The organism is Oleiphilus sp. HI0125, from assembly GCF_001635355.1.
In genome coordinates this window covers 1-938 of record NZ_LWGF01001064.1, presented here as the reverse complement: position 1 = coordinate 938, position 938 = coordinate 1, and the positions used below count along the sequence as shown (strand labels likewise).

The 938-nt window shown below is 45.7% G+C and carries 1 protein-coding gene; it reads left to right on the top strand.

Annotated features, from left to right (window positions below; all coding sequences use genetic code 11):
• The coding region (locus A3762_RS27775; protein ID WP_197469374.1) for a hypothetical protein at positions 1 to 938 on the top strand (938 nt) is incomplete at both ends.

Sequence of the window (938 nt, the reverse complement as noted above, 5' to 3'; positions counted from 1 at the left end):
GAGTCAATTCAAGAGCAGGGCGATGTGATCACGCTTGAGGGTGATGCACCTCCAGGATGGGAGGTCGAACTTTATCGCAATGGTAGCTTGATAGAATTTTCTGAAACCACAAGCCAAGGTCGCTACATCTTTGAGAATGTACCCATTTATTTGGGCGAGAATATTTTTGATATTCGTTTGTATGGGCCTCAGGGGCAAGAGCGTGAAATTCGTGAGGTAGTGTCATCGGGCGGGGCAATGCTTAAGGCCGGTGCTTGGGAATACGACATTTGGAGCTTACAAAGAAATCAGCGATTAGTCGGTGGGAAGATCAACGATTTTAATGAGGTGACGAACTTTAATATGGCGGAGGTCCGCTATGGATTGCATAGAAGTTTAACTGCTCGCTTAGGGTTAAGCGCAATGACGCCAAACTCCACATCAACTGATCGCCAATACTTTCATACCAGTTTGTATGGAAGTTTAGGGCAAGCATTGTCGCAGTTTGATTACGCGAAAGATCTTGATGGTGGTTCAGCGTATCAATTAACGCTTCAGAGCCGTCTGCTTGATACTAGCTTGAATGCTTCTGCATTCAAGTTCTCTGATCTAATTAGTGACCGTAATCAAAATGGTAAATTAGATTCTGAGTATGCACTTCGTCTTGATCGATCATTTTTAGTCGGCCTGCCGAGTGCTTTGTCTGTGGATTTAGAATTCAGAGATCGCTCATTTGTGGATGGCGACGGAAACTTCACGACTAACCTGCGCAAAGCAACGGGGTGGGCGGGATATCAATTCGTAAACGAGCTTTTGTATTTTAAATCATCAGGGAGCTCAGATATCTCGCGAACAGACGGTGGCTTCAGCGCCACAAGACGCTGGGAAGGGTGGCGTTATAAGGGTTCTATTGCGTATAGTGTCGCCCCCTCATCTAGCGTGAATAGCCTTTCTTTTTC